Origin of the sequence: Coleofasciculus sp. LEGE 07092 (assembly GCF_015207375.1) — a bacterium.
GTDB lineage: Bacteria > Cyanobacteriota > Cyanobacteriia > Cyanobacteriales > Coleofasciculaceae > LEGE-07092.
Genome location: NZ_JADEWY010000040.1, coordinates 16536 through 40706, shown reverse-complemented (window position 1 = coordinate 40706; position 24171 = coordinate 16536). Strand labels below are relative to the sequence as shown.

General features: G+C 44.5%; 18 protein-coding genes. 16 read left to right on the top strand and 2 right to left on the bottom strand.

Annotated features, from left to right (window positions below; translation table 11 throughout):
* Positions 1-45: 45 nt before the first annotated feature.
* The 5 genes from IQ257_RS12095 (at position 46) to IQ257_RS12075 (ending at position 4830) form a co-directional block, all read left to right on the top strand.
* The gene (locus tag IQ257_RS12095; RefSeq protein ID WP_193873920.1) at positions 46-750 is read left to right on the top strand and encodes a UvrD-helicase domain-containing protein; all 705 of its coding nucleotides are present in this window, start codon (positions 46-48) and stop codon (positions 748-750) included.
* On the top strand, positions 732-1022 hold the full coding sequence (locus IQ257_RS12090; protein ID WP_193873919.1) for a 3'-5' exonuclease: 291 nt from the start codon (positions 732-734) through the stop codon (positions 1020-1022). The genes IQ257_RS12095 and IQ257_RS12090 overlap by 19 nt, the downstream gene beginning before the upstream one ends.
* Positions 1015-2874, top strand: coding sequence for a reverse transcriptase domain-containing protein (locus IQ257_RS31190; RefSeq protein ID WP_193873918.1), 1860 nt, complete (start codon positions 1015-1017; stop codon positions 2872-2874). The genes IQ257_RS12090 and IQ257_RS31190 overlap by 8 nt, the downstream gene beginning before the upstream one ends.
* A 228-nt stretch (positions 2875-3102) precedes the next feature.
* On the top strand, positions 3103-4080 hold the full coding sequence (locus tag IQ257_RS12080) for a hypothetical protein (RefSeq protein WP_193873917.1): 978 nt from the start codon (positions 3103-3105) through the stop codon (positions 4078-4080).
* 129 nt (positions 4081-4209) lie between these two features.
* Entirely contained in the window at positions 4210-4830 is a 621-nt protein-coding gene (locus IQ257_RS12075) for a hypothetical protein (protein WP_193873916.1), read from the top strand.
* A 62-nt stretch (positions 4831-4892) separates the two neighbouring features.
* On the opposite strand, the gene IQ257_RS12070 is transcribed toward IQ257_RS12075, so the two are convergent.
* On the bottom strand, positions 4893-5513 hold the full coding sequence (locus IQ257_RS12070; protein ID WP_193873915.1) for a Uma2 family endonuclease: 621 nt from the start codon (positions 5511-5513) through the stop codon (positions 4893-4895).
* Positions 5514-5639: 126 nt separating this feature from the next.
* Positions 5640-6728, bottom strand: a complete 1089-nt coding sequence (pdxA, locus tag IQ257_RS12065) for a 4-hydroxythreonine-4-phosphate dehydrogenase PdxA (protein ID WP_193873914.1) — start codon at positions 6726-6728, stop codon at positions 5640-5642.
* 76 nt (positions 6729-6804) lie between these two features.
* Between pdxA and IQ257_RS12060 the strand changes: the two genes are divergently transcribed.
* From IQ257_RS12060 to IQ257_RS12010, 11 genes are all read left to right on the top strand, one after another.
* Entirely contained in the window at positions 6805-6918 is a 114-nt protein-coding gene (locus IQ257_RS12060; protein WP_193873913.1) for a PetM family cytochrome b6-f complex subunit 7, read from the top strand.
* Positions 6919-7143: 225 nt separating this feature from the next.
* Positions 7144-8121: an SDR family oxidoreductase gene (locus IQ257_RS12055; protein ID WP_193873912.1), complete on the top strand. Its 978-nt coding sequence runs from the start codon at positions 7144-7146 to the stop codon at positions 8119-8121.
* A gap of 73 nt (positions 8122-8194) precedes the next feature.
* Positions 8195-9112, top strand: a complete 918-nt coding sequence (locus IQ257_RS12050; RefSeq protein ID WP_193873933.1) for an NAD(+) kinase — start codon at positions 8195-8197, stop codon at positions 9110-9112.
* Between the two features lie 804 nt (positions 9113-9916).
* Positions 9917-11065: a response regulator gene (locus IQ257_RS31185; protein WP_193873911.1), complete on the top strand. Its 1149-nt coding sequence runs from the start codon at positions 9917-9919 to the stop codon at positions 11063-11065.
* 142 nt (positions 11066-11207) lie between these two features.
* On the top strand, positions 11208-12341 hold the full coding sequence (locus tag IQ257_RS12040) for a chemotaxis protein CheW (RefSeq protein WP_228060646.1): 1134 nt from the start codon (positions 11208-11210) through the stop codon (positions 12339-12341).
* A 108-nt stretch (positions 12342-12449) separates the two neighbouring features.
* Positions 12450-13967: a methyl-accepting chemotaxis protein gene (locus tag IQ257_RS12035; protein ID WP_193873910.1), complete on the top strand. Its 1518-nt coding sequence runs from the start codon at positions 12450-12452 to the stop codon at positions 13965-13967.
* Between the two features lie 155 nt (positions 13968-14122).
* On the top strand, positions 14123-16402 hold the full coding sequence (locus IQ257_RS12030; protein WP_193873909.1) for a hybrid sensor histidine kinase/response regulator: 2280 nt from the start codon (positions 14123-14125) through the stop codon (positions 16400-16402).
* Positions 16403-17470 carry a chemotaxis protein CheB gene (locus IQ257_RS12025; protein ID WP_193873908.1) on the top strand — a complete coding sequence of 356 codons (1068 nt, stop codon included), beginning with the start codon at positions 16403-16405 and terminating at the stop codon, positions 17468-17470.
* Positions 17471-17749: 279 nt separating this feature from the next.
* The gene (gene hflX / locus IQ257_RS12020) at positions 17750-19465 is read left to right on the top strand and encodes a GTPase HflX (RefSeq protein WP_193873931.1); all 1716 of its coding nucleotides are present in this window, start codon (positions 17750-17752) and stop codon (positions 19463-19465) included.
* A gap of 251 nt (positions 19466-19716) precedes the next feature.
* Positions 19717-21081, top strand: coding sequence for a protein kinase domain-containing protein (locus IQ257_RS12015; protein ID WP_193873907.1), 1365 nt, complete (start codon positions 19717-19719; stop codon positions 21079-21081).
* Between the two features lie 172 nt (positions 21082-21253).
* Positions 21254-24106, top strand: coding sequence for a PAS domain S-box protein (locus IQ257_RS12010; protein WP_193873906.1), 2853 nt, complete (start codon positions 21254-21256; stop codon positions 24104-24106).
* The last annotated feature ends 65 nt before the right edge of the window (positions 24107-24171 follow it).

Genomic DNA, 24171 nt, shown 5'->3' with positions numbered 1-24171 from the left:
CGCATTCATCAACGCTTACGGGATAACTTTAGAGTTTTGCTCAACATGGAAAACGAACTTAACTCTCAACAGAGTGCGATCGCGAGGGATACCCAAGGTGCAATTTTAGTCCTTGCTCCAGTTGGTACGGGTAAGACTCGCGTTTTAGCCGAGCGAGTTCTTCGTGCCATGAAGAGAGGTATTTCTCCTCAAAGAATTCTTTGCCTAACATTTACGAACCGAGCTTCTCAGGAGATGAGCGATCGCTTATCTCAGTACTGTCGAGAGCAGTTGTCCTATCTCACTATTAAAACATTCCACGGTTTATGTGCCTCGATGCTGCGGACAGAGGCTAGTCAGCTTGGTTTACCAGCAGATTTTGTGATTTATGATGATGCTGATTGCATTGAACTAATCAAAGAAGTCTTTAGTTTTTCGACTGATAAAGAGGCTGGGCAGTTATTCTTTGAGCTGGCTAACTGCAAAACTAAAGCTAGTAATTTTCAGTTATCTCTTAGTAATTCCCTCGCAGAACTGTATACAACACTAGATACAGATTGGGCTAGACGTGCTGCTCACTATCAAGCCATTCTGCAAAAACGCCATGTTCTAGACTTTGGGGATTTACTTTTTTATGTTCGGGCAATGTTGCATCAAGAACCGGAGATTAGCCAACGTTGGGCGAAAAAGTTCGATTTTGTCCAAGTTGATGAGGTTCAAGATACTCATCTTTCCGAGTACAGCCCAAAAACTTGGATCAAGTCTCTCTAGATGACAACCAGGTTCCGATTATTACTATTCATCAGTCCAAGGGTTTGGAATTTGACGCAGTTTTTATCGCGGGTGCTACGGAAGATGAGTTTCCTAGTTTTTTCAGTGTTCGTGACAATAAGCTAGAGGAGGAAAGGCGGTTGTTTTATGTCGCAATGACGAGGGCAAAGCAAAGGTTATTTATTTCAGCTTATTCAAGAGATTTCCGGGGTTACTCAAAATCTCCCGGTAAATTTATTAACGAAATACCTAAGGAATATATCAGTGAATGAAGATACGCCACCCATATATCGCTGTTTTCATCCTCTTGTCGCAGATGCCTATACTGCTGTACACCATTGGCTTGATAGTGTTGATATAGCCAAAGGCTATAAATCAATAGATCCTCGAAAAAAGTGGCAAAAGATACTGCAAGGTGAAGATCTAAAGAGTGTAGCTTTTCAGTACTACCATCTTTTCCCTGCACACTACTTTAAAGCTGCACACATTTTAGAAAATGTTGTTAGGGAAGATAGCTTAATAAGCTGGCTTAGGCATAAGCAAAGAATTTGCATTTTAGATATTGGATGTGGTGCAGGAGCTGGTACTGCTGCTGTAATAGAGGCAGCACTTATCTTGAAAGAAAAGGGAAAAATTTCAAATGACATTAATATTTTTGCTATTGGTGTAGATCCCAATAAATTCTCAATTCTTCTTTACAAGCAACTCATGACGAAATTGAAAACTTCTGTCGTAGATAAAATAGGGTTAGAATTCGTATGTGTAAAGAGTGGTTTTCCAGAAGCCACACTTGGAATTGTTCAAAACCTCAAAAAAGAACTTAATACTTTTCATATTCCTTGTCTTTCAAATATTTTGACAATTCAATTAAATGTCATTTCTCCATTTAGTCAAGGTTTTAGAAATCAAGAAGAAGAATATAATGAACTGATGAAAATCGATCCTGAAATATGTGATTTTCTTACGGAGGTTCCTGAGGAATTTGGTAATGCCGAGGCTCATGCTTATAAACAGATAATTGAAGATGTGCCAGTTGATACAATGCATATCTTGACTATTGCAACTAAAAATATAGAAAAATATGTTCAAATTAATACTAATAGTCAAATAACTCTGGAGCAACGAGTCAGGGAAATGGCTAATACTCTAAAAAATGTAATAGAAAAGCGCCATATAATTGAACAAATAAATGATGGCAATCATGAAATATTTTTTAAAAATCCGAATAGCAGTTATTGGAAAGATAAAAATAGGAATAAAACTGGTGATCCCATAAAATTTTATGCTGATTTTCAGACAGTATGGAGTGCTGATTTAGCAGAGGATCAGGATTGGAATAGCGTTATTAGTCTCGATAATCTTAGTTTGGCTTGGGCAAGAGCACGCAACAACCTTTTAAGAGAGGCATTATTCGATGAGACTGAAATGCGTCTGTTTGAGCTAAATCGTGATGCAAGGCTTGAAGGATTACGGGAACAACTGTGTGCTTATGCTAAAGATGTTGCCTTAACAGATGAAAGACTTTCGTATAAAGTACCTAAGAACTTAACGGTTTCTCGCCCTAAAGGACTTTCACGTCTTGAAGAAGAGATTTTGTCAGTGGCAATTATTCAGAGATTGGGTGATAAGGCTTCTCAGTTGAGAGGTAGTAGCTATGCATATAGAATTTCTAGAAAATATGGACATAGAGATACAGAATATCTTTATGAGTATTGGTTTAAAGCCTATTGCTATTACATGAAGAAGGCACGGCATAGTGCTAGCAACTACCCTAACGGTACAATATTGAAAGTAGATATTGAATCATTCTATACAAAAATTGTTCAGGATCAGCTCTATGAAGGTCTTTCTAAAGAATTAACAGTTAGTCAACGTATACGCTGGCTAATTCGACTATTACTTTCTAAAGATATTGATGAACATGATTTGGGTCAGGGCATAACACAGGGAGGCATTGGCTCAGGCTTCTATGCAAATATATATTTAACTTCAATAGATGCAAAATTTGGAAGTGGTAACGAGTGGGGAGTTGAGCTTCATCGCTATGTAGATGACATGATTCTAATCATTCCAAATTCTGACGATATGGATGAGATAGAAAATATTTTAAGAAATGAATTATAAAAGCTAGGTCTAAACATCAATGAGAAAAAAACAGAAAAAATTTATGAGGTATCTTTATTTTTAGAGCAATCTGATGAGGATGAATATCTGGAGAGATTAAGCGATCGCTTTGACAGTGTTGTAAATCAACTTTGGATTCTGAACTCAGAACACCGTGCTATTTTTGCAAGTTCTTACCATAATGACAAACTCTGGTGGCATAACATTGAACGTTATCAAAATTGCTTAATGGCAATAAAAATTTATACACATAAAACGGAACTCAGTCGCAGAATATATAAGTATCTATTCAGCTTAAAAAGTCGTGATAGAGACTTGGCAAAACAAAAAGAAGTTTTGGGACTAGAGGGAGAATTAAAATCTACACAACCACCAAACAGCGATAGATCTGATGCAATTGACCAATGGGCTGTGTCCTTTATTAGCTCAAATAACATCTGGAACGAAAATAGAAATGACTTACGAAAAGAACTAGTTGAGCTATTCCAAAATAGTTGGCGAGAGCTACAAGAATCAAACGGTAGCAAGCCAAGTGAAGTACGCAAGCTGCAAAGAGATATCCGCTTTGCCCTCTACAGACTTTCTGTTTTAGGACTTGAGGATATACTTCAAGCCCTAATGGAAATTTTGCGTAAAGCTTTTTGGATCATCCGCGATCCCATAAATGTATTGGAGAATTTAGCGCGCCAAGGCTATCATACCGAAATTAGAGCCTTATTAAAACACTATCAAAATCTTGATCAGTCTGCTGAATATCTCAAAGCTATCACAATTAGAGCGATGCGGTTCCTTCCTAATGTCGATGCTCAAGAGTGGGAGCTAATTGTTGGATTTGCGACCATCTCAGATAGCTCAGTTAGTATAACTGAAAGACTTATGGCAACTGAAACTTGGTTATATTTGGGACATAAGTACAACGACTTTAAACAAAATCGTCATATTGAAGCTGTTAAAAAAGCTCTTCGCTCTGAGCCTTCACCACCAAGTAGATTGAAGAAGAACTATCTTTTGATATTGGGACAGTTTGAGCCAAGTGCTGTGCAAGAATTTTCTGTCAATCAAAATGATCCCATGCTTATTGACGCAGGAAATCTTGCTCTACAAGGTAGCCCATCTGAGATATTTGATCTACCAGAACCTAAAATTCTTCGAGAAAATTACTACAGTGGTCAAAGTCCAGTAGATAGTGAAGAAGGATCACCTTGAAGAACTTTACAAAGCTTCCCCCAATAAATTCCAATGAGAAGCAATCACTTTATCTCCCAAACCTTCCCAGAACCGACCCTAACTGTCGAACAGTTGAACAAGTGTTAAACGCTTAATTGCGAGGTTAATATGGCTTTCAGTAGTTATAAGAGCATCGGTGTAGTTGTCAAAGAATTTCAGACGAAATACACCGAAGCAAATTTCATCGGTGAAATAGAATTTAACATCCCCGACTACTTCCGAGAAGACTTACAAACCGTCATGCGGGAAGGAGTCGTTGATAACTCAGAATTTGCTATTTGCGAAAATTTAATTTATCCCGTCTTGAAAGAAGTCTGGAAGTGCTATCGCAGCAATTTCCTGTTGTGGAGTCACGAATCACTCACCTATGATGAAAATCTTTCAGGGTTTCCCGAATATATCTTGGCGAAACGATCTCCTTTGGGAAAAGTTGTCTTTGATAAGCCCTATTTACTTTTAGTCGAAGCCAAACAAGATAAATTTGAAGAAGGGTGGGGTCAGTGTTTAGCAGAAATGATAGCCGCCCAGCGACTGAATAAAAACCCGCAAATGATTGTTTTTGGCATTGTTTCTAATGGCGATCGCTGGCAATTAGGCAAGCTAGAAACTGATACCTTTACCAGAAATATTACCCTTTATAGCATTCAGGAACTCGATAAACTATTTGCCGCTGTTAACTATATTTTCCGACAGTGTGAATTGCAACTCGATGAAAAAGTAGCAGCTTAACTCTCACTATTAAAAGCATAAAAATTAAGAAAAATCTCCCTTCTCCTGTCCCCCTTGTCCCCCTATCTCCTCGCCCACTCTCTCACTGCTCGGCGGATAGCTCGTCTCCCTTGAGGACGGTATTGTTCGATGAGTGCGGGGAGTTCTTGAACGGGAAGCGAAGGAAATACCAAACTAGTGTCTACTTCTATATATCCCTCATTCTGTAACTGGTAAACTTTCAGTTCACCCGAGTCATAACACCAGATTTCAGGTACCCCTAAACGAGCGTAAATCGAAAAGCGACTTAGAGACTTGCTCGTTACATCAATTTCTAATACTAAGTCTGGAGGAGGGTCTTGATTAAGATCGTAGTCTAACTTGCCCCTAATTTTTGGCTCATTTTGAAAATAAAAACAGTTATCCGGTTCTACCCCAGCTTTCTTGATTTCCCGCTTCCAAGTTGTTGATCCTAAACTTTCGTAGTCTCGGTCTAAAACTTCTGCAATATCTTGAATGACAATGCTTATAGTTTCTTTGTAATACTCATGTTCGGGTAAAGGAGTCATGATTTCTAACGTTCCATCATCATAGGCAACTCTAGCAGCACGACTTTCGCCCAAATCAACTAATAAATTTTCAAATTGTTGCCAACTAATATTGTGCAATACAACTCGGTTAGCGCGACGTTGAGTAAGGAGCATAATTTTTATATAACAGGAAAGAAAGCTAATTTTATTGTATCTATTGCTCTTTTGTCACTCTCGCTATAGCAAAGTCTGAAGCCATGAGTTTCTATCACTTGGCGATCGCTATATTTGCAAAACGTCTCATGACTGACAGCTTAACCTTTGATTCACCAGTTCAGCCCCTAGCTGAATCGCGGCTTTCATACTCGTAGCATTTGCCACCCCCTGACCTGCAATATCAAACGCTGTACCATGGTCGGGGGAAGTACGCACAAACGGCAAACCAATCGTCGTATTAACCGCTCGGTCAAACGCCATAAGTTTGACAGGAATTAAACCTTGGTCGTGGTACAGAGCCAAATAACCATCATGAGCCTGGGATGAATCAATACCGTACCAAGCTTGACCCGGTTTCACCCAAAGAGTATCCGGTGGCACAACTCCATCCAGTTGCAACCCAGAACGGTGCTGACGTTCCTGCTCCAGCCAGGGAATTAACCAATTTTGTTCTTCAACTCCTAGTTGCCCTTGTTCGCCACTATGGGGATTTAACCCAGAAATGGCAATTCGAGGCGTTTCGATTCCAAAATCCAGCCGCAAGCATTCTACTAACAAGTCCAGTTTGGCTGTCATCAATTCAGGAGTCAGGGTATCGGGGACTTGACGTAGAGGAATATGTGTGGTTGCTAAGAGAGTGCGCAACAACCAATCCGTATGAGGCGATCGCGCGACGAATAACATCCCAAATCGCTCCACCCCCGCATACTTTGCCAGCACTTCCGTTTGACCGGGATAATCATATCCAGCAGCTTTCCACAAGGACTTGGCAATGGGGGCTGTAACGATACCATCAAACTCACCAGCTAGAGTCTGAGCGATCGCACGTTCTAGGTAAGCAAAACTCGCCCCACCACTTACCGCACTGCCAGCACCAGGGGTAATTTGCCCCCGCTCCGATGCCTCTAACTCAACATCGAGAACCGATAAGCGATCAGGTTTGGCAAGAACCTCAGCATCAACGGTTTGGCGCAGGTGGCTGTAAGTAGCGTCTAAGAGCCACTGACTGCCAATTACCGTTATATCAGCATCTTGAGTGATTTCTGGATCTGCCAACGCCTTGAGTACCACCTCCGGTCCTATTCCCGCCGGATCGCCCAGGGTAACAGCCAAGCGGGGACGCCCTTGCCGCCGGCTGAATGGTTCTGTAAACAAAGTTTTCCGAGTCTTCATTTTTCGATGTCCCCCAAATGGCGATAATGGTTAAAGTTACAAATTATTTAGCGATCGCACTAGGAGATGAGAAACCATGAGCGCTGAGATTTTTAATGCAGCCGTACTGTCCTTTACCTTAGTTCTCGTGGGCTTGGGCTTGGGCTTTTTACTACTCAAAATCCAAGGAGGCGAAGAAGAGTCCCTGTAGGACGATTAAGTGCTGAGTACTAAGGACTCTCCAAGTATTTTCCTAGGGTAGGCGTATGCCTGCCAGGGGCTGCCATCGACAGGCAAGATGGCTGTCCTACCGTCCTACGGGATAATTTATTTTTTGGAGTTCTCTTATCCATAGCTTACTCCTGAGCACTCAGCACTCGTCCTGATTTCTGATAGACTCTTATAGAAACGTTAAGCTAACAGCTAAAATTTCTTAATGAACTTGTTGGTTGTGGGTGCCACTGGCACCTTAGGAAGACAGGTGGTTCGTCGGGCTTTGGACGAGGGTCATCAGGTGCGCTGTTTCGTCCGCAGCCCCAAAAAAGCCACGTTTTTGAAAGAATGGGGAGCCGAAATAGTCCAAGGCGACCTCTGCCAACCGGAAACCTTACCATCTGCCTTAGAAGGTATTACGGCTGTCATTGACGCGGCAACCTCTAGACCGACAGGCTCTCTGACTATCAAACAGGTAGACTGGGATGGGAAAGTTGCCCTCATTCAAGCGGCGGTTGCAGCAGGTGTGGAACGGTTTGTTTTCTTCTCCATTCTCAACGCTGAAAAGTTTCCGAACGTCCCCCTGATGGAAATCAAGCGGTGTACGGAACTGTTCTTAGCCAAATCGGGATTAAACTACACCATCTTGCAGCCAGCAGGCTTTATGCAAGGGTTAATCATGCAGTATGCTGTACCGATTTTAGAAGGTCAGGCGGTGTGGATTAGTGGCGAAACGGGTCCCACGGCTTATATGGATACTCAAGATATCGCTAAATTTGCCGTTCGCGCCCTTACAGTTCCCGAAACCACTAACAAAACCTATCCCGTGGTAGGCACTCGTGCTTGGAGTGCTGAGGAAATTATCAGCCTGTGCGAACGCTTGTCTGGAAAAGAAGCTAGAATTGCTCGATTACCACTTAATTTTTTGCGGGCAATGCGCCAGATTGTGCGATTTTTTCAGTGGGGTTGGAATATTTCCGACCGACTGGCATTTACTGAAGTGCTGGCAACGGGTAAACCTATGGATGCGCCAATGGCGGAAATCTACGAGGTTTTTGGTTTAGATCCGAAGGAAAGCACAACCTTAGAAGCTTACCTGCAAGAGTATTTCAGCCGGATCATGAAAAAACTCAAAGAAATCGATTACGAGAAACAAAAAGCCAAGAAGAAGAAAAAGACTCCGTTCAAATCAAAATCTTAAAAAGGCTGAGTCTGTAGATAGAATATCGGGGTAACTGCTACAACTAATATAATTACGACCCAGATTGGTGAGTGTGCGCAAAGCAGGGATAATCTACAACGACCTCAAACCCGTAGCTTGTCGAATAGCTACGGAGTTACAAGACAAGCTGACATCCTCAGGTTGGGAGGTTTATATAGCAACGGGTGTGGGGGGAATTTTGGGCTATTCCCGCCCAGATTCTCCCGTTTGTCATACACCCATGGAAAAACTGGCTCCGCCCGGTTTTGACGAGCAGATGGCGTTTGCGCTGGTTTTGGGAGGAGATGGAACGGTTCTCGCCGCTTTCCGGCAATTAGCTCCTTATGGCATCCCCTTACTGGCGGTGAATACAGGTCACATGGGATTCCTAACCGAAACCTATGTCAATCAGCTTCCCCAGGCTTTGGCACAGATAATGGATGGAGAGTATGAAATTGAAGAGCGAACGATGCTGCGGGTGCAGGTGCTTCGAGATGAACGCCTGTGGTGGGAAGCCCTGTGTTTGAATGAAATGGTGCTGCACCGGGAACCTTTAACTTGTATGTGTCATTTTGAAGTGCAAATCGGGCATCACTCACCCGTAGATATTGCCGCTGATGGGGTGATTGTCTCAACGCCAACGGGTTCGACAGCTTATTCTCTCAGTGCTGGGGGAACGGTGGTAACGCCTGGGGTGCCAGTGTTGCAGTTAATGCCGATTTGTCCTCATTCACTAGCGTCTAGGGCGCTGGTATTTGCCGATAGCGAACAGGTAACGATTTATCCGGCAAATCCTAATCAGTTGGTAATGGTGGTAGATGGGAATGCCGGGTGCTACGTGTTGCCAGAGGATTGCGTGAAGATTGAGCGATCGCATTATTCAGCTCGATTTATCCGCCTGCAACCCCCAGAATTTTTCCGACTGTTGCGAGAAAAGTTGGGTTGGGGTTTGCCCCACATTGCCAAACCAACTTCGGTAGAGTTGCCTTAGAACTGGGGTTGGATATAGGGAGACAAGGGCTGTAGTTCACGCTTCATGAGAACCGCTATAGAGCCTTTGTTGATGCTGTTTGCGAGAAGCGTCCTTCTGGAGAAGAGTCACAATTGCCAGTTAAACAAAAAGTCTTAAACAACGGCTAGCGTCTAGCTAAAGCCGTTTTTACCCAATTCCAACCAATTGGGCAGATAGCTATTGCCTCGTTCAAGGGTGAGGGTTAACCCAACGACGCTACAGGAGATTCTGGTTAAGTGTTCGTAGTCAGCACTAAAGCGCTTGAGGCACGCTTTGTGCCAACTATGAACTGACTTATTTCAGTGCCATTTGTCTGTATTCCTTTATAGCAAATGCCAAGACGGTTAGGACATATATGAATTTAGTAGAGACGTTCCGCCGGAACGTCTCTACCAGAGTTTGTCCTAAGATATGTGTCCACTGCTATATCTCCCCATCTCCTTTGGGAATTTCAAGGTTTTTTGGGCAGAGAGAGAGAAATATATTCAAGTCTACTCTCTATATTTTCTCGTTAAAGTAATTAGTATTACTAACAAAATAGATGTATTACATTAATCAATTAATGGGAAAAATGGTATTACAGATGTCGAAAATGTATTACTAAAAAATAGTATTTATATACCCACAAACAATAAACAAGGAATAAAGATTTGTTGCATTAATTGACGATCTTAACATCTTAAAATACGCTTGAATAAGTGTAGTAACTAATACTTCAAGTCACGGCAAATAAAAAATAAAAAAAGGTGGATCTATAGCAGAATTATTCATACACTACTAAAAATGCTAGAAACAATACAGTATCAAGCTGGGCAATTACAGAATTTGCTTTTGGATTTACAAGGTGGGAATGCCAGTTGTACTGCTTATATAAATACAACTATAAATTCTGAGCAAACGCAAAGGTTTCGCCTTCTCCTATTGAATAACGGTGAAATTGTTTATGGTGGCTTAAGAATTCCAGACAATAATAAAGAATTTGCCGAAGCCATCGGAATTCAGTGCAAGCATAGATTGGCTGATACTGCCATCAAATATGTAGCGCAAAAGTTAAAAAATCCATCATCCTTTCGAGAGCTTTTGGAAAAAATTGTTCGGATACGAGTATTCAAGTGGGAGGAGATTGAAACAGTTGTCCACGCTCAAGTTGTACGAGTGCTAGAGCAAACATTGCATCATCCCGGACAGTTACGGTTAGATTCCACCGTGGAGTTTGACCTTAGTTTTGGTGAAGACAGTCATGGTCTGGACTGGTCTAGAGTCATGGGAGATGTGACGACGCGCCAACAGGAATGGGCGACACTTGCTCCTGTTATTCCCTCAATGGATGCTGTTCCCGACCTTTCACCGCGAAGTTCGCAAGCTGTTACAGACACTAAGGCGCAGCAGCATCTACAGAAGTGGGTGGACGGGGTGCGATCGCTCATTGATATTGCCGAGCAATTAGGCGAAGACCCTCTGGAACTGGCGCGGTCTTATATGGCATGGGCAGTATCGGGCTGGGTCAGCTTTGGGGGAAATGCTCCTGCAACCCAAGGAGTTCCTGGAACCCAACAGCAATCTCCAATTGTTCTGAGTGTCGATGACTCTCTGATCGTACAAACCACAATCAAGCGAGCTTTAGGCGATCACTATCAGGTGTTGTTGACCAGTAATGCTGTAGATGCCCTAAAGGTGATCAATACCAATCCAATTTCGCTGCTATTGTTGGATGTCACAATGCCAGAAATTGATGGCTTAGAATTCTGCCGCACGGTACGTAGTATTTCAAAATTTAATAATTTACCCATTATTATGCTCACGGCACGAGATAACTTCTCTGACAAACTTCGAGGTCAATTTGCTGGTGCAACTCACTATTTAACCAAGCCAGTTGAACCCAGTAAATTACTCGAAATCGTGGATAAGTGTACGGAGAAAAATAAGCTCTAATCTTCTTTTATGCTTGAATAAAAAATCAGTACATCTACATTTTAATTCAGTCCAGTCCTTTAATTTTTAATTAAACAATTGAGCACCCTATTGACCAGCTACTTCTACGATAGTTTTCACTCTTATTCCCACAGGATTCAAAATGACTGTCATCGAAACTAAGCAATACCTAAAATTTCGCTTGCATGATCTGCAATACGGAATTGATACAGCACTGGTTCAGGAAATTTTCCAGATTCCCGAAATCACCCCGATCGCTGAAGCCTCCGGCGATATGATCGGACTTGTTAATTTACGAGGACAAATTGTACCAATGATGCATCTTGATTTACTTCAAGAGCATTCAGTAAAAAGTTTTCAGCTTAGTGATTATGTGATTATTCTGCAATGGGAAGACTTACAATTTGGCATGATCGTCCAGCAGGTCAACGAAGTGATAGAATTGAACGCTGAACTCATTAATAGTAACTCCTTTGATGAAGCTATCGATAAGATTGATAGCGCATTAATTAGTGGAGTTGCTACACTAGAGATAGGCAACATTATTCTGCTTGAACCTAAGGAGTTAATTCCCCAAATAGAGTCGGTACTTCCTTTAATTTGGGACGCACAAGCTCAGGTAGATTTAATGGGAGCATCTCCAAGCAGTAATGCGGATCAGCAGCTAAAACAGGAAGTATCCCACCAGGACGACGAACTCCAAACCTCCAAAATTATCTCCGACTTTTACGACTTGTACTGCCCTAATACCATACCCGAAGCCAGGGCAATATTTCGGCAGCGAGCTGATAATCTTAGGCAGTCCGATGAAAGTTTAAAACTTACAACCGAGCTAATGCCCCTGGCGGTGATTGGTTTTGGTAGTGAATACTTTGGAGTAGACTTAGAACTAGTGCGAGGCTTCACTGAAATTAGCAATTTGACCCCCATCCCTTGCTGCCCGAACCATATAATCGGCAACATGAATTTGCGAGGAGAAATTGTTACTTTAGTTGATATTCGGAATGTTTTGAATCTCCCTACTCACCCAGTCAAGATTGGTTCTGAGGCAGTGGTGGTTCAGCTTGATGACATTGTTGCCGGGTTACCTGTCGAGCAAGTGTTGGAAATGGTGTATCTAAACTCGGCTGACATGACACCTTTATCCGGAAATGTTTCTGATATTAGTGAGCAGTATGTTCGAGGAACTGCTTTCTTTCAGGAAAAAATTCTGAAAGTTTTGGACATACCCAAGATTTTTACCCAAGGAAGGTTGGCTGTGAATGAAGAAGCTTGATGCATTCAAAAGAAAACCTGAAAAGTACAACAATGAACGCCCGAAGCCCTGTAAACGAGGGAACGGGGAGAGAATTTCAAAATCTTTGAGTCACTTTGGAGAAAAAAAATGACACAGGTACTGCCAATCGTACAACAGCAAGAGATGCCGAGGCATCAGAAAAAGCAACGCCGCCTATCAGTCAGTCAAATCGTACCAATAGGTTTTGGTATCGTGATTGCAGTAGCTGGTATTGCTACAACGATTACTGAAGTTTCTAAGGCTAACTTGAAACAAGCTCAGGCAACGGCAGAACAAGGATTTAAAGTAAAGGAACTACTGGGACTGGTAGAAAAGGATATAGTCGATGCAGAGACTGGACAGCGTGGATATATTATCACGGGTGTGGATACCTATCTGGAACCCTATGAGAGTGGGCGAAAATTTTTACAAGAGCATCTGACGGGCTTGAAAACATTAATCATCGACCCCAACCAGCGCACGAGGGTTGACAAGATAGAACCCTTGATTCAGCAGAAATTCGCTGAATTGGAAGAAACCATTAATCTCAAAAAAGCTGGGAAAGACAAAGAAGTGCTTAACCTGGTACTTTCCAACAAGGGTAAGGAGATTATGGATGACATCAGGGTCAAGCTTCTGGAAATGAGTCAGGAACAAGACAAGATTGTACAACAAAGACAAAAAGCATCCGCTCAAGTTCAGCAGGTGTCATCCATTATTTCTTGGGGTGGATTGATTGTTGGTATAGGCTCTGGGGTGTTCGTCTCCTATTACGTTGCGAACTACATTGCCCGTCTGATCATTGGACCCATTACTGACGCCGCCAAGTCAGTAACGTCTTCTTCAGCAGGGATTGCTGAGACTGTAGATAATCAGGAACGCAGCGTCTTGGATCAAACGTCCTCAGTGCATGAAACGACTAGTACCATTGAGGAACTGGGAGTTTTTACGCTGCAATCGGCTGAACAAGCAGACATTGCTGCTGGCGGTGCCAAACAAGCCTTACTCCTCGCCGAGGGAGGAACTCTAACAGTCGGTCGCACGATCGAAGGTATTTCGGGTTTGAGAGACCAAGTAACCACGATCGCCAACCAAATTATCCGCCTTTCCGAACAAACGGGTCAAATCTCTACAGTGTCTGAACTAGTGGCGGATTTGGCAAACCAGACTAACATGCTAGCTCTAAACGCAGGGGTAGAAGCCGCACGAGCCGGCGAACATGGCAAAGGCTTTGCGGTGGTTGCGGGTGAAATTCGCAAACTTGCCGACCAAAGTAAGAAGTCAGCCGATCAAATTAACTCCCTGGTTAACGAAGTCCAAGCGGCGATTAACTCAACGGTTATGGTGACTGATGAAGGCACCAAGAAAGCAACGATGGGTATTGAACTGACTGAAGAAACGGGTGATGTGTTCGCAAATATTGCGAACTCCATTAATCAGGTGTTCCTCAGTACCCAACAGATTGCCCAGACTTCTAAACACCAGGCTGTTACCGTGCAGCAGGTTGTAGCTGCTATGAATGCCATCAACTTAGGAGCAAAAGAAACAGCCGCCGGTATTATCCAAGTGAAAGACGCGACCAAAGAACTCAACAAAGCTGCTGAGAATCTTGAGGCTGTGGTTTAAAGAAGCACAAAGCAGGAGTCAATCGATTTTGGATTTGAGCAACCTGTCCAATCCCTAGTTTCAGAATTTGAAATCTAGCAAGTTCAAATCCAAATGAAATCAAACTCCTGTTCCCCACCCCATAGGAGCAAGCCGTCGAAAACAGTCTGAAAGCCATGATCATAGAAGATGAAGAACTACGCAGTCTTTACAAAGAAGCCAGTGCCGACCATATCCAGAAAATAGAATCCGGATTGCTCCATCTAGAAAAGAACCCTCAAGATCAAGCCCAACTGGAGCACTTACTCAGAGAAACGCACTCTCTCAAAGGCGATTCCCGGATGTTGGGGGTTAAAGATGCCGAAACCCTGACCCACCAATTAGAAGACATTCTCGGGGCGGTTAAGCGGGGTGAGCGAGTTCTAACCCCCCCAGTTATGAACTGCCTCTATCAGGGGCTGGATGCTCTTCGCAAAATTGCCCACGAAGCCGTTACTGGGCAATCGGCAGGAATCAGTGTTTTCCATGTCTTAGCTCAACTGATGGGGGCTGATTCAGGGGAGGCACTGCCAGAGGTTCAAGAAACAATTGCTCAATCTAATGGTGCAGTCTCTGCCCAAGCAACTGTAGAGCAGCCTTTAGCTGGCAATGATGCACCGCCAGCCGCAGATGCTCTTACACAGGTCAATAATTACCAGATTGACACGATTCGCGTTGAATCCCAAAAGCTAGATAAGTTATTGACGCAAGCGAGCGAACTGGTTGTTACTAAAGGTCACATTGAAGATCGAGTTGCTGAAATTGACCGAATCATCGCCCTGTGCGAAGAGTGGAATCGAGAAGCGTTTGCCAGCCGTCTGACCTATGACGAGGTAGAACGGCGCTTGCAAACTCCTGAACTGCAACCCTTGCAAAATTTCTACAACCTAGTGGAAACCCGCTTGGAGCAATTGGAAGCTTTGCTGAATCGGCTCCGAAGCACAAGTTATGAAGATAACACCAAACTGGAAACCGTAGCCAATGAACTGGAGTCGGGAATTCACTCCCTGCGACTGCTACCATTTTCTACGATTTTTAACCTGTTTCCCCGTACCGTGCGGGATATCGCCAAACAGCAAGGCAAAGAAGTCAATCTTATTTTGGAAGGGTCTGACACTAGTGTAGACAAGCGGATTCTGGAAGAAATGAAAGACCCCCTGCTGCACCTGCTGCGAAATGCGATCGATCATGGCATCGAAACGCCTACTGAGCGTCAGAGTTTGGGCAAGTCTCCCACCGCCACAATTCGTCTGAGGGGTTATCAGGTTGGCAGCACTGTCAGCATTGAAGTCATGGATGATGGACGTGGATTGGATGTCGAAGCGATTAAAGGGGCGGCGGGACGGCGGGGCATTCGTACTAAACAAGAACTTGCCGAAATGTCAACGGCTGAAATTCAAGCCTTAATCTTTGCCCCTGGATTCTCCACCCGCACGGCTGTTACTGAGATTTCCGGTCGGGGCGTTGGGTTGGACGTAGTGCGAGCCAACGTTGAACGACTCAAGGGCAACATTCAGGTGGAATTTACACCGAGCAAAGGATGTTTGTTCCGGATCACCCTCAGTAGTTCTCTTTCCACCACGGATGCCTTGATTATACAAGTCAGTGAGCATTCCTATGCTATCCCTGTGGGATTCGTGGAAGCGATGCAGCTAGTGTCTCCCCAAGAAGTGTTTGCCTCTGGAGGCAGCCAGACACTTCCGTTTCAGGGTGAGTCTGTTACTGTGACTTGGTTAGCTGATTTATTAGGCTTGCCCGTCAAACCGCCTGCATCAACCAAAGCACTGTGTGCCGCCTCAAAAACCATCCCCTGCATTATTCTGCGGATTGGCTCGGAACGTTTGGCAGTGCTGGTCGATACGATCTTGGAGCAACAGGACATTGTATTGAAGCCTCAAAGTCTTTTGCTCAAACGGGTTCGCAATATTTCGGGGGCAACCATCTTGGGAACTGGCGAAGTGTGCATGGTGCTCAATCCTCCCGATTTATTTAAGTCGGCGAGGAAGGCTATTGCCTCTGTCACGGTTAAGGAATTAACCGAACAAGCCCAAGTTAAACAAAAAATTCTCCTGGTTGAAGACTCCATTCCAATTCGTACCCAGATGAAGCGGATTCTGGAAAGTGCCGGGTACGAGGTTACAGCGGCTGTGGACGGTGAAGATGGCTTCAAAAAACTCAGGGTGGATAGCTTTGTGGCGGTGGTTTCGGATGTGCAAATGCCGAACCTGGATGGGTTAGAACTCACCGTCAAAATTCGCCAATTCCAGGAGTACAAAGATTTGCCCGTAATTCTGGTAACAACTCTTGCTTCCCAGAAGGACAAAGACCAGGGGCACCAAGCGGGGGCAAATGCCTACATTACCAAGGGTGATTTTGAGCAAGGTGTTTTGTTAGATACATTAAGGAGTTTGATTTAAATGACAGCTAACAGAGTGGTTCTGGTTGAAGATTCTCCCGTTGCTTTGGAAATCCTGCAACGATTGCTCAATTCTTCACCCGATGTTGATGTGGTCGGCACAGCACGCGATGGTGTTGAAGGTCTGGAGGTAATTAATCGGATGCGCCCAGATGTGATTTGTACAGACCTACTCATGGAAAATATGGATGGTCTGGAATTGACTAAGCGCGTCATGGAGAAAGATCCCCGACCGATTTTGGTGATCAGCAATTTTGTAAACAAGGCAGACGTTGATAATGTCTTTCGTCTGCTGCAAGCGGGAGCCTCCGATGTTTTCCCCAAACCTACCACCGATTCCCCCACGGATTACGAGAAACTTAAAGCAGCGCTGATTACCAAAATCAAAGTCCTTTCTAATATGAAAGTGACTGCCAAACGACCCGGACAGTCGCTGAGTAGTTCTGCCAAACCGATGACATCCGGGGCATTCTCAGGCAATCAAATGCAAATGATGAATGTCAGCTCTCGCGTCAAGGCGATCGCAATTGGAGCTTCCACAGGCGGACTGCAAGCCATTGAGAAGATTGTTTGCCAACTGCCTCCGAATTTTCCATTGCCGATTATTTGCACGGTACACCTCAGTACAGGTGTTTTGTCAGGCTTGATAAATTGGCTATCTTCTGAGTGTCCGTTGCAGGTCAAAATTGCCGAAGTTGGCGAGTCTCCCTTACCAGGAATCGTTTATTTTGCCCCAGAGAAAAGCAATCTAGAATTAAACACTCACGGCAAGTTCATTTATACCAACTGTCCAGAAACAGATAAGCATTGTCCCTCTATCTCAGCCATGTTCAAATCAATCGCCCGATTTCATGGCAGGGCAACGGCTGGGGTGTTACTTACTGGAATTGGTAGTGACGGTGCAGAAGGCTTGCAGGCAATTGCTCAAGCCGGAGGCATCACCGTCGGTCAAGAGGAGAAAGGAGGGGCATTTGGTATGGTCAAAGAAGCGAGGGCTCTGGGTGCTGTGCAACAGACACTTTCCATTGACAAAATTGCCCCGTTCTTACTGAAGACTTTATCGGAATAAGCCCTTTAGTCCCCCCCTTAAAAGTTTCCTTCGAGTCAGGAAGCATCAAGAAGGGGGACTTTAAAGATTTTCAGTCTCGCCCTAGCGATCGCTTTTAATACCGACAGGACTTACGCAAAGAAAGCCTGTAAACCGCTAATGGTAGGGACACAATATATCCTGTCCCTACCAGATGTAGCGTCTATGCGTAAATCCTGACCGAGTAAAGACCTTACCTGTAACATCTCTACTACAATGGATATCAGCAGAGTCGGGAACCAGTTAACTGGTTGTTAGCCTATCGAGACTATCTACGGAAATCTTAAAGGTTTAAAGTCCAGCCAACTCAAACAGCTACAACGGCTGTACAACCAACGCTTACCAGGCGATCGCTTAACCACGCCGGAATTTGCCCAGCGGTTGGCAGCGATTAGCGCGGAACTGAAACAGCCTCTGTGTACCTACATCAACCGGCGGGGACAAGTCATTCGCGTAGGAGTTGGCACGCCTACTCAAACCAAGATTCCGCCTTTGGAATTGCCGCGCTACGGTGCTGAACGATTGAGCGGAATTCGCTGTCTTTCCACCCAACTCAAATCGGAAACACCTAGAAAAGCTGACTTAACAGCGATGGCAATCCAGCGATTGGATGCCTTGGTGGTAGTGACAATTAGCGAATCAGGATTTGAACGGCGGGGTGGTGGTGCGACAGGATATATCAAAGAAACCTATTTGGCTCACCTGATTCCCGTTACTAATCCATCCGAACAAACCCTTGACGGTCAGCCAAACTGGAACATCTCACCTCCGGTAAGCTTGGACGTTCTGACCAAACAAGATTTTCTGGATTTGGTTGAGGGGCTCGAAACTGAGTTCCGCCGGGAATTTGTAGCCCAACAAGTCGATACTGACCACGATCGCGTATTGGTTGTAGGGTTAATGACAGCAGATGTTACCCCAGAACGGTTTGAAGACGGTTTGGCAGAAATTGCCCGCTTAGTGGAAACGGCAGGTGGGGAAGTATTACAAACTCTACGGCAAAAGCGATCAAGAACCCATCCTCAAACGGTGGTGGGTGCGGGTAAAGTCGAGGAAATTGCCCTGACAGTGCAGACGCTGGGGGCTAATCTGGTCGTGTTTGACCGGGATCTTTCACCAGCGCAAATCCGCAATCTAGAAGCTCAAACTGGAGTGCGGGTAGTAGATAGAACAGAGGTGATTCTAGATATTTTCGCCCAACGCGCCCAATCCCGTGCCGGGAAATTGCAGGTGGAACTGGCGCAGTTGGAATATATGCTACCCCGCCTGACAGGGCGCGGTCGGACAATGTCACGATTAGGGGGTGGTATCGGGACTCGCGGACCTGGGGAAACCAAGCTGGAAACCGAACGCCGTACCATTCAGCGCCGCATTGCTCGATTGCAACAGGAAGTGAACCAATTGCAGGCACATCGGTCGCGGATGCGGCAGCGACGGCAGAAGCAGGACGTGCCAACGGTGGCAGTTGTGGGTTATACCAATGCGGGGAAATCTACGCTGTTGAATACTCTAACGAATGCTGAGGTTTATACGGCGGATCAGCTATTTGCCACCCTCGACCCGACAACCCGACGGTTGCCAATTACGGACGCTAAGACGGAGGAATCTGTCTCTATTTTGCTGACGGATACGGTGGGATTCATTCACGAACTGCCGCCACCCCTGGTTGATTCGTTTCGCGCCACGTTGGAGGAAGTGACAGAAGCGGATGCCTTATTGCATTTGGTGGATTTATCCCATCCAGCATGGCAAAGTCACATTCGTTCGGTCATGTCGATTTTGGGAGATATGCCTGTGACACCGGGACCAATTTTATTAGCGTTTAATAAGATTGACCAGGTAGACAGCGAAACCCTAGCACTGGCGAAAGAGGAATTTCCTCAAGGGGTGTTCGTTTCTGCTAGCGAGCGTTTGGGATTGGAAACCTTGCGTCAGAAATTGGCGCAGTTGGTTCAATACGCCGTTGCTTCTTATTAGAGATCCCTGACGTAGAGACGTGCCATGGCACGTCTCTACATGGTTTTAGCGACCTAAGCAGGGATAAAAAGCTGAGAAAAAAGAGAAAGATAACAGCACTAACGATACATAACGAAAAATAAATTCAACAAACTATAATAAAAAGCTATTTCCTTCGTAACGACAAATAAGGAAAAATAAATTAGCAAGCGAAAAATATCTACCTCACCCATTTGTTCTGCAACGACCCTTCAATCCTCACTAAATCCCAGATGTCTGCTAAAGTGATCCTGATAGCCATCACCGGAAATCTCAAAGGTCAGAGATTTGAATTTAGCGATCGCACTACTTGCATTATTGGTCGTGCCAAAGATTGCAACCCCCGATTTCCGAACGATAAGTACAACCAAACCATCTCTCGCTATCACTGCCTGCTCGATATCAACCCACCAGCAATTCGCATCCGCGACTTTGGCAGTCTCCACGGCACCTACGTTAATGGCAAAATCATCGGCAAGCGCCAACGGCAGCAAACGCCAGCAGAAGGAGCGCTGATGGAGTTTCCAGAATATGACTTGAAGGAAGGGGATGAGATTAAGCTGCGCAATACGGTGTTCCGCATCAGTATTGAAGGGGCGAAGCCGCTTAAAGTTACCCCAGGAGTTTTGCAGGTAATGCCAACAAAACAGCAACTCTCTGTAACGAGTACAGGTGAGTTGCAATGCAGTTCCACAGTAGTTGTCGCTCAAATACCAGACTCGTATTTCCCCGATATTAAAGGTTACACCCTTCTGAAATGGTTGGGTAAGGGGGAATTGGGAAACGTTTATTTAGCACACCACGACCAATCTAAAGAGTTGGTGGCACTGAAAGTGATGCGATCGCAAGTTTCTGCTAACACCGGAGCTATCTCTCGGTTCTTGCGGGAGATGAAGAAGACTAAACTCTTACTGCATCCCAATATTATTCAGCTTAAAGCATTCGGCTACAGTCAGGGCAACTTCTTCTTCACCATGGACTATTGCAATGGAGGTAGTGTTGCAGATTTAATGCGGCAACGAGATGGGCGATTGTCAGTTAATGAAGCGATGTCCATTACCTTACAAGTTCTGGATGGTTTAGAGTATGCCCATAGGGTCAACATTCCCACGGTTAAACGGGCAGATGACAGTCGGTGCATAGTACACGGGTTGGTACATGGCGACCTCAACCCGACGAACATCTTCCTGACTGATGTAGGTTTAGGTCGCATCGGCAAAGTTGCTAAGTATGGGATAGTCAAAGCCTTCGATTTGGCGGGTTTGAGGGGATTATCCATGAGTGGTACTCAAGCACGCACCCCTGCTTTCATGCCGCGACAGCAGGTGATTGATTTTAAGGATACTAAACCAGAAATCGATGTTTGGGCAGTGGCAGCTTGCCTGTACTTTATGCTAACGGGTCAATTACCCCGTGATTTTGTTGGTCAAGACCCGTTTTTAGTAGTATTGCAAACTAAACCTGTGCCGATTCGCCAACGAGATGCCTCCATTCCCAGGCGACTGGCGGAGGTGATTGATTTGGCACTGATGGATTGTCCCCAGATTTATTTTAAGAGTGCGGCAGCATTGAAACGGGCGTTGGAAAGTGTATTGTAACACTCGCGTTTAAAGAGCAAGCTGTTGCTCTGTCGCCAGGTTGTGATAATTTTATCCGCAAGCCCTTCCCAGAAATAGATATTCTTGAAGTGATGAACAAACATCTGGGAGTGCGATATCTTTAGGATAAATCGACTACTCAATCGAGAGCCGTTTAAAAAGGAATTCTACTATGTCGCACTCAGAAATATCATCTACTCCCAAGACGGTAGGGGTAGCTTTTGAGGCGGGGGAAGCAAGGGAGGAAATCTTCCCAGCGGTTTCGAGCAACCTGCTACACCAGAACACTCCTGTGCATAACAAGTATAATACTCCATCACCAGGAAATATTTTAGTTGTTGACAGTACCTCTGCAAATTTGAACTTTTTAATTAAGATGTTATCTGAGCAGGGGTACAAAGTGCGATCTGTACCGAGCGGCAAACTAGCATTAATGGCTGTCAAGTCAACCCTACCTGACTTGATTTTGCTAGACATCATGATGCCCGATATGCATGGCTATGAAGTCTGCTCTCGGTTGAAAGCATCTCCCCGAACCAAGGACATTCCCGTTATCTTTGTCAGTGCATTGAATGAAGTATTCGATAAAGTAAAAGCCTTTGAAGTTGGCGGGGTGGACTACATCACCAAGCCATTTCAGGCAGAAGAAGTTTTGGCTCGCATTGAGAATCAATTGCGCATTCAACGGCTCTCTAAGCAACTTTTAGTGCAAAATGCACGGTTAGTTCAGGAAGTTGAAGATCGCCAGACTGCTCAAGAGAAGCTCAAGGAGAGTGAGAAGCGTTATCGCCACCTGTTTGAGGGCAGTGTTGATGGCATTGTAATGGTGGATATTGAAGGCAGAATTATTGATTGCAATGCCAGTTACCAAAAGATGTTGGGGTATTCCCTAGAAAAACTCAAGCAAAAGAGAATCTGGGAAATAACACCTGAAAGGTGGCACTCTTGGGAAGCCGAAATTATTAATAAACAAGTCATTGAAAGGGAATATTCAGATACCTACGAAAAGGAATATATCAGGAAGGATGGTACGGTATTTCCAGTAGAGATAACAGCCTACTGCCAGAAAAACGAGTCTGGATATCCGGAAATGACGTGGGTGGTTGTACAGGATATTAGCGACAAAAAACAAGCGGAAAAAGAACGAAGTCAGTTAATCGCCTCCCTCAAAAAGAGTGAAGTTTCTCTGGCAGAAGCCCAACGAGTTGCCCACGTCGGAAGCTGGGAATTTGATGTACTCACTAGAAAGATTACCTATTCACAAGAAAAATTCCGCATTTTTGGTCTTGACCCAACACAACCCGAACCAACCTTTGCTGAATTAATCGAGCTGATTTATGCCGATGACCAAGCGCTGTTTCAACAAAATATAGGTCGTGCGCTAACAGATGGAACACCCTACGAATTTGACTTTCGGATTGTGCGACCCGATGGTCATGTCCGGCATCTCAATTGTAAGGGAGAACCTATTTTTAATGAGCAAGGGCAGGTGATTCAACTATTTGGAACGGTACTGGATATCACTGATCGCAAACGAGTAGAAACTGCACTGCTACAGCAAATGGAACGGGAACGGTTACTCGCAGGAGTTGCCCAACACATTCGCAAATCTTTGCATCTTGATGATATTCTCAACTCTACTGTCAGTGAAGTGCGACAACTTCTCCAAGCCGACCGGGCTCTGATTTTCCGTCTCTATCCTGATAAAACGGGTGTAGTCACCCATGAGTCTGTCGCTACCGAGAGGACTACAACCATCGGACTGAAATTTGAAAATGAAGAATTCCCGCCGGATACCTATCAAAACTACTGTCAAGGTAAAGCGAGAGTTATCTCTGACATTGATGTTGATGAAACTGCATCCTGCCTGCGGGAATATCTGCAAGAGTTGGAGGTAAAGTCCCGATTAGTAGTCCCCATTCTCCAGCAAGATACCCTCTGGGGACTGCTAGTTATCCATCAATGTCACCAGATACGGCATTGGCAGGAGTGGGAGGTTAATCTACTTGAGCAACTCGCAACCCAAGTTGCGATCGCTATCCAGCAATCCGAACTGTATCACCGATTAGAAAGCGAACTGAATGAGCGCAAACAAACCGAGGAAGCACTACGACAAAGTGAAACGCGAGAACGAGAAAAAGCAACAGCTCTAGAACTAGCTCTAAACCAATTAAAACACACCCAATCCCAACTAATTCAAACCGAAAAAATGTCGAGTTTAGGGCGAATGGTTGCGGGTGTGGCACATGAAATCAATAATCCTGTCAGCTTTATCTCCGGCAATCTGATTCCTGCCCGTCGCTACTTCCAAGACTTAGTAAACCTGGTTAAACTCTATCAAGAGACTTACCCTCATCCCACAGCCGAAATTCAGGAGATAGCGTCTGATATCGAGTTAGATTTTCTGCTACTAGATTGGCAAAAACTGATTAATTCAATGCAGGTAGGAGCTGAACGCATTCAGCAGATTGTTTTATCCCTAAAAAACTTCTCCCGACTGGATGAACAAAATCTAAAACCTGTCGATATCCATGAGGGCATTGATAACAGCCTTCTTATTTTGCAGCACCGACTCAGAGCAGAAGGCGATCGCCCAGAAATTGAAGTCATTAAAGACTACAGCCCACTTCCAAAAATTACCTGTTATGCCAGTCAATTGAATCAGGTATTTGTGAATCTTCTCAATAATGCGATCGATGCTCTAGACAATCAACCTTCACCCCAGGTGATTGCCATCCACACTTCTATTGGGAATAGGAAAAGTGTAGAACTCTCCGCGTCTTCTTCCCCTACTTCTACTGTTACCATTCGGATTGCCGACAATGGCTCTGGGATGTGCGAAAAAGTACGGACTAAAATGTTTGAACCGTTTTTTACTACCAAGCCTGTAGGGAAAGGCACGGGATTAGGATTATCGATAAGCTATCAAATTGTAGTAGAAAAACACAAAGGTCAAATTTATTGTGTTTCTTCTCCAGGGCAAGGAACACAATTTGTGATTGAAATTCCAGTAAACTGCCTGTAAATCGGGAATCGGGAATCGGGAAAGTAACGTTACTCTAGCAGTTTTCCCCTTTCCCCGACTCTCAA

Bases quoted from the DNA above. Each gene is read 5' to 3' on its own strand.
- IQ257_RS12095 (WP_193873920.1), top strand. From the start codon at position 46: ATGGAAAACGAACTTAACTCTCAACAGAGTGCGATCGCGAGGGATACC.
- IQ257_RS12080 (WP_193873917.1), top strand. From the start codon at position 3,103: ATGGCAATAAAAATTTATACACATAAAACGGAACTCAGTCGCAGAATA.
- IQ257_RS12075 (WP_193873916.1), top strand. From the start codon at position 4,210: ATGGCTTTCAGTAGTTATAAGAGCATCGGTGTAGTTGTCAAAGAATTT.
- IQ257_RS12070 (WP_193873915.1), bottom strand. From the start codon at position 5,513: ATGCTCCTTACTCAACGTCGCGCTAACCGAGTTGTATTGCACAATATT.
- pdxA (WP_193873914.1), bottom strand. From the start codon at position 6,728: ATGAAGACTCGGAAAACTTTGTTTACAGAACCATTCAGCCGGCGGCAA.
- IQ257_RS12060 (WP_193873913.1), top strand. From the start codon at position 6,805: ATGAGCGCTGAGATTTTTAATGCAGCCGTACTGTCCTTTACCTTAGTT.
- IQ257_RS12055 (WP_193873912.1), top strand. From the start codon at position 7,144: ATGAACTTGTTGGTTGTGGGTGCCACTGGCACCTTAGGAAGACAGGTG.
- IQ257_RS31185 (WP_193873911.1), top strand. From the start codon at position 9,917: ATGCTAGAAACAATACAGTATCAAGCTGGGCAATTACAGAATTTGCTT.
- IQ257_RS12040 (WP_228060646.1), top strand. From the start codon at position 11,208: ATGACTGTCATCGAAACTAAGCAATACCTAAAATTTCGCTTGCATGAT.
- IQ257_RS12035 (WP_193873910.1), top strand. From the start codon at position 12,450: ATGACACAGGTACTGCCAATCGTACAACAGCAAGAGATGCCGAGGCAT.
- IQ257_RS12030 (WP_193873909.1), top strand. From the start codon at position 14,123: ATGATCATAGAAGATGAAGAACTACGCAGTCTTTACAAAGAAGCCAGT.
- IQ257_RS12025 (WP_193873908.1), top strand. From the start codon at position 16,403: ATGACAGCTAACAGAGTGGTTCTGGTTGAAGATTCTCCCGTTGCTTTG.
- IQ257_RS12015 (WP_193873907.1), top strand. From the start codon at position 19,717: ATGTCTGCTAAAGTGATCCTGATAGCCATCACCGGAAATCTCAAAGGT.
- IQ257_RS12010 (WP_193873906.1), top strand. From the start codon at position 21,254: ATGTCGCACTCAGAAATATCATCTACTCCCAAGACGGTAGGGGTAGCT.